Below are 4609 nucleotides of genomic sequence, written 5' to 3'. Positions count from 1 at the left end.
GGGTGGAATCCGCAGGAGAGGGAGTGCGGGTGAGTTTTTCCTCTCCTCCCCGGGGTTTTGAGGTCAATCTGAAGGAGGCCCCGGATCTCTTTCCCACCCTGTGTGTGCTCGCGGCCTTCGCCGAAGGGCCTTCCCGGATCTTCGGGGCCCCCCACCTGCGCTACAAGGAGTGCGATCGTATCTCCGCCATGGCCACGGAGCTAGCCCGATGCGGGGTCCGGGTGCGGGAGCTTCCGGACGGGATAGAGATCCAGGGCGGGGCCCCCCTCACCGGGGCGGAGATCGAGACCTACGACGACCATCGCATCGCCATGGCCTTTGCCGTACTGGGGCTCCGGGTACCGGACATAGTCATACGTAATCCCTCCTGTGTATCCAAATCCTTCCCCGAGTTCTGGGACTATCTGGAAAAAGTTTCTTCTTAGTTTTTAACTTTCATACTTTTGGTTAAGTAGAAATTATACTTTCGATAAGGCTAAGTAGAGATTTAATTCTATTTTTCGTTAAGTATTTCTATAGTTTGATCTATTTTTAGATCATTTTTAGACTTGATTTTTATCTATTTATTTGATACTTTTAATCTTAGAATGTTGCTTCATCACTTGAATTTAAAATTGATTAAAGTTTTAAACTCCGCTTCCAAATGGTCCATCCTTTATATAGTATATAACTGTCCGGGGCTTTCCGGCCGAAAAATCGCCTATCTTGCGGGAATGGGGTGGGTACCGGTGAGAAATTCGCTGGAGGATCTATGTCACAAGCACCTGATCTTTCGGAAGAAGCGGGGACGGGCCTACGTATATTTTCCGAACGAGGATCATATCCTCTATCCCCTGCTCAAGAGGTTCTTCGGCCAGCTGGACGGGCTCTATGAATCCCTTTACGGGGATCTGGAGCAAAGGGCCCGGGAACACCTCCGGGAAAAACTCATCGGCATGAAGGTCACCCTTTCCACCCTTTACTGTATCACCCCGAACGATTCCCACCATCTGCGCCGCTTTCTGGAGGAATGTCTGCACCAGAAGGGGTTAACCCGCCTTTTTAACGTGGAGGTAGTCCCCTACCCCCGGGTAAGGGAGCGGCGTCAACCTCCGGAGCTCTTCACCGCTCCCGGCCCCTGTTACGGTAACCCTATCTTCTGATCTCCGGAGCCGGTTTTCCGAGCCAGTACCCCTGGGCGTAGTCCACCCCCAGACGGCGAAGTTCGTCCATCAGTTCCTCGCTTTCCACGAACTCAGCCACTATCCCGGCCCCCAGGGTACGGGCCAGGGTCACGGCTCCGGCCACAAAGGCCCGATCTATCTCGTTCCGGTGCATGGAACGGACAAATTCGCCCTCGATTTTGATAAAATCTATGGGAAGATGCCGCAGATACCGGTAGGAGGAATAACCGGAACCGAAATCATCCAGGGCAAAACGGATCCCCCGGGACCTCAGTTTGCGGGCCAGGCCCCGGAGTTCGGTAAGATCCAGCACCGATTCCCGCTCGGTGATCTCCAGGACCAGATGTTCCGGAGAAAACCGATATTTCCTCCAGAGCTCCTCCAGGTGTTCCAGAAAATCCCTGCGCAGGAGGGCCACCGGAGAGACATTGAAAAAGAGAAGAAAGTCTTCCCAGGAGGAAGAGAGTTTTTCCAGGGTCTTTTCCCAGAGGATTTCCTCCATCCGCCCCAGGAGACCCATCCTTTCGGCCAGGGAGATAAACCTGCGGGCCGGAAGCGGCACCCCGGTATCGGTCTCCAGACGCATCAGGACTTCGTAGGCGAAGATCCCGCCCCGTTTTAGATCCACAATGGGCTGGAAATAGGGAATAATTCGGCGTTTCTCCACGGCCTCAAGCAGGGTCAGGAGATGACCGGAGGGTTCGAAGCCCTCGGCGGAGAGATCCGCCGGGGAGGGAATCTCTATACCTCGTTTTCCCTTCTTCTTGGCCCGGTACATAGCCCGGTCGGCCAGGAGAATCAACCTTTCCGGATCCGTGGCATGATCCGGAAAAACGGCCAGGCCTGCGGAGCAGGAAATCCCCAGACTCTTGCCATCCGGGGTGGAGAAGGAAAAGCCCTGCAGGGATTTGAGGATCCGCCGGGCCACGGAGAAGGCCCCCTGAAGCCCGGTATCCGGAAGGAGGGCCACAAATTCGTCTCCTCCGTAACGGGCCAGGATATCCCCGCGACGCAGCTGCCCGGAGATACGCTCGGCCAGGGAACGCAGAAGACGGTCGCCTTCCTCGTGACCGTAAAAGTCGTTGATCAATTTGAGGTTATCCACATCCAGAAACAGCACCGCCAGCCGAGACCCCCTTCTTTTAGCCCGGGCTGTTTCCGTGTTCAGGAATTCGCGAAAGGCCCAGCGATTGTAGAGCCCGGTGAGTGCATCCCGGGTGGCGTGAAACTCCAGGTGGCGGGTGTAATCCTCCATTACCCGCACCGAAAGCACCAGATTGAGGAGCAGGGAAAGGAGATTCTCCAGGATCAGAAACCGGGTTTCGTGCTCCAGCCCGGAGGCCGGAAGCCCCATCCCCACCGCCGCCCAGATAGCCGGATTGCGCAGAGAGACTATCTTACAAACCTGCGACAATTCCTCCGCCTCTCCCGGAAGGACGGCATCTTTCTCCAGGGTCTGAAAACTAAAGCTAAAGCGCGTTTTGCGGAGATTGGGTTCCGCATCTTCCAGGGTCTTTCGGATCCTTTCCCGGAGCTTTTCCCTTTTATCACCGGCCCGGGGGCAACATCCGAAGACCTGAACCCGATAACCCTTTTTCTCTTTCCAACCCACAAAAAGATAGAAGAAGGGAAAGATCTGGCGCAATTTCCCGGAAAATTCCCGCAGAAAGCAGGGCCAGTTGTGCAAAAGCTCCGGCGTGAGCACCAGGCTCCGGGTCAGACGCGAGGTCAGCTCAAAGAGATCCCGCTCCACCTCGGGCACCCTCTCCGGGGGCCTCGAACTCCCGGGAAGATTTTCGGAAATACGGGAAGCCTTCCTCGAATAAGGTGCACCCCTGAAACTGTACAATCTATCTCACCTGATACTGATCCACCTCCTTTTGAAGGAGGGTTGCGGTGCGGGCCAGGTCCTCGGCCCCCTTTTTCATCTCCTCGCTAGCCTGTTCGGCTTCCTCGGTACGCTGACGCAGCTGGCCGGTGATCCGATCCAGGACCTCCATGCGTTCGGAGATCTGGTTCAGGGTTTGGGCCACCTCGGATATAACCGCGGTCTGTTCCTCCACCGCGCTGGCCACCCCCACGGTGCGTTCCCGGGTGCGGGAGATACTCTCCAGGACGTGGGACATGTTCCTTTCCATTTCTTCGCCGCGATGGCTCAGGGCCTGCACCCGGTTTCGGATCTCCTTGGCCGAATCGGCGGAACTCCGGGAGAGTTCCTTGACCTCGTTGGCCACCACCGCAAAGCCCTTGCCGGCCTCCCCGGCCCGGGCCGCCTCGATGGTGGCGTTTAAGGCCAGGAGGTTGGTCTGTTCGGCGATATCCTGGATGAGGTCCGCGGAGTGCGAGATCTTCTGGATCTCCTCGGTGAGCAATCGCAACACCTCCCCCGCGGCCTTTACCTGTTCGTGGGCCTGATCGGATTCCTGAGAGGTTTCGGTGGCGTTGCGGGAGATCTCGTTCACCGCCTCGGTAAGCTGATTCAGGGAAAGCTGGATCTCGGAGATCTGGTCCCGGAGTTTTTCGGTGTATTCCAGAAGTTCCCGAACGTTGCCGAAGGCCTGCTGGGAATGATCCACATTCTGGGTCACCACCGCGGAAAACTCCTCAGAGGCCGAGGAGATCTGGACGATCCCTTCCTGTACCCGGCCGATGAAGTCCCGGAGGTTTCCTATCACCGTATTCATGGCCCTTCCCACCAGATGGATCTCATTGGAGGAACGTTCGGGGAGATCCACCTCCACCCGGAGATCCCTCCGGCTCACCCGCTCGGCTACGGCAAGAAGGTCCCGGGCCTCCCGGCGCAGGAGACCGGAGATCCACAGCACCAGCAGGGCTGCAACCAGCACCGACCCCCCGAAAAGGAGGGCGTTTTCTAGGAGGAGACGCTGTCCGAGATGGCGCTGTTCCTCAAGGGCCCGATCCAGATCCCGATACCGGGCGGCCAGCATATTTGAGGCCAGGGCATAGACCCGGGCCTCACTCTGATTCAGGGTCTTTAGAAGCTCGGCCAACTGCGGGGAAAGGTTGACCTCAGAGTTCAGGATGGCCTGGCGGCCCCGGACCAGCCGATCTTCCAGATCGGCCAGGAGGTCCTTGAGCTGCCGGGTCTGCTCTAGGAGCCGGGAATCGTTCTTTTGCCGGGCCAGGGCCTCGGTGCGGGAGATCACCCGCCGGGTTTCGGCCAGATAGCGCCGGGCCTCGGCCAGCCGCGCCGGATCGCGGGTGAGAAAGGCCATGAGAAAGGCCCCTTTCACCCGTCCGAAATCTCGCAGGGTCTTTTCTCCGGCCTCCAGCAGGGGACGATCGTATCCCTGAATCCGGGCCATAAGGTGCTGCATGGTCTCCACCTTGAAGGAGGCAAAAACGAAGCCCAGGGCCCAGAATACCGCCACCAGCCCGGCCACCAGGAACATAAAGGTGCGCAGACTGAAACAGGTTAAACAACG

At 57.7% G+C, this 4609-nt stretch carries 3 protein-coding genes and 1 pseudogene; 2 read left to right on the top strand and 2 right to left on the bottom strand.

Translation table 11 applies throughout. The annotated features are described in order from the left end of the window. Both F8J34_RS07010 and F8J34_RS07005 read left to right on the top strand, forming a co-directional pair. Nucleotides 1–425: pseudogene (locus F8J34_RS07010) on the top strand (3-phosphoshikimate 1-carboxyvinyltransferase); the annotation flags it as partial. 303 nt (nt 426–728) lie between these two features. After that, nucleotides 729–1142 (top strand): hypothetical protein, encoded by a 414-nt coding sequence (locus F8J34_RS07005; RefSeq protein ID WP_297057621.1) that lies wholly within the window; start codon nt 729–731, stop codon nt 1140–1142. On the opposite strand, the gene F8J34_RS07000 is transcribed toward F8J34_RS07005, so the two are convergent. Together F8J34_RS07000 and F8J34_RS06995 are read right to left on the bottom strand one after the other, a co-directional pair. Then, nucleotides 1132–2925 carry a bifunctional diguanylate cyclase/phosphodiesterase gene (locus F8J34_RS07000; protein WP_297057618.1) on the bottom strand — a complete coding sequence of 598 codons (1794 nt, stop codon included), beginning with the start codon at nt 2923–2925 and terminating at the stop codon, nt 1132–1134. The two genes, F8J34_RS07005 and F8J34_RS07000, sit on opposite strands and share 11 nt — an antisense overlap. Before the next feature lie 88 nt (nt 2926–3013). Continuing rightward, on the bottom strand, nt 3014–4609 hold a 1596-nt coding region (locus F8J34_RS06995; RefSeq protein ID WP_297057615.1), incomplete at its 5' end, for a methyl-accepting chemotaxis protein.

Source organism: Thermosulfurimonas sp. (assembly GCF_015491435.1).
In the GTDB taxonomy this organism is placed as follows: Bacteria; Desulfobacterota; Thermodesulfobacteria; order Thermodesulfobacteriales; family Thermodesulfobacteriaceae; genus Thermosulfurimonas_A.
Note: the sequence above shows the minus strand (reverse complement) of the source record. Positions and strands in the feature narration are given on the sequence as shown.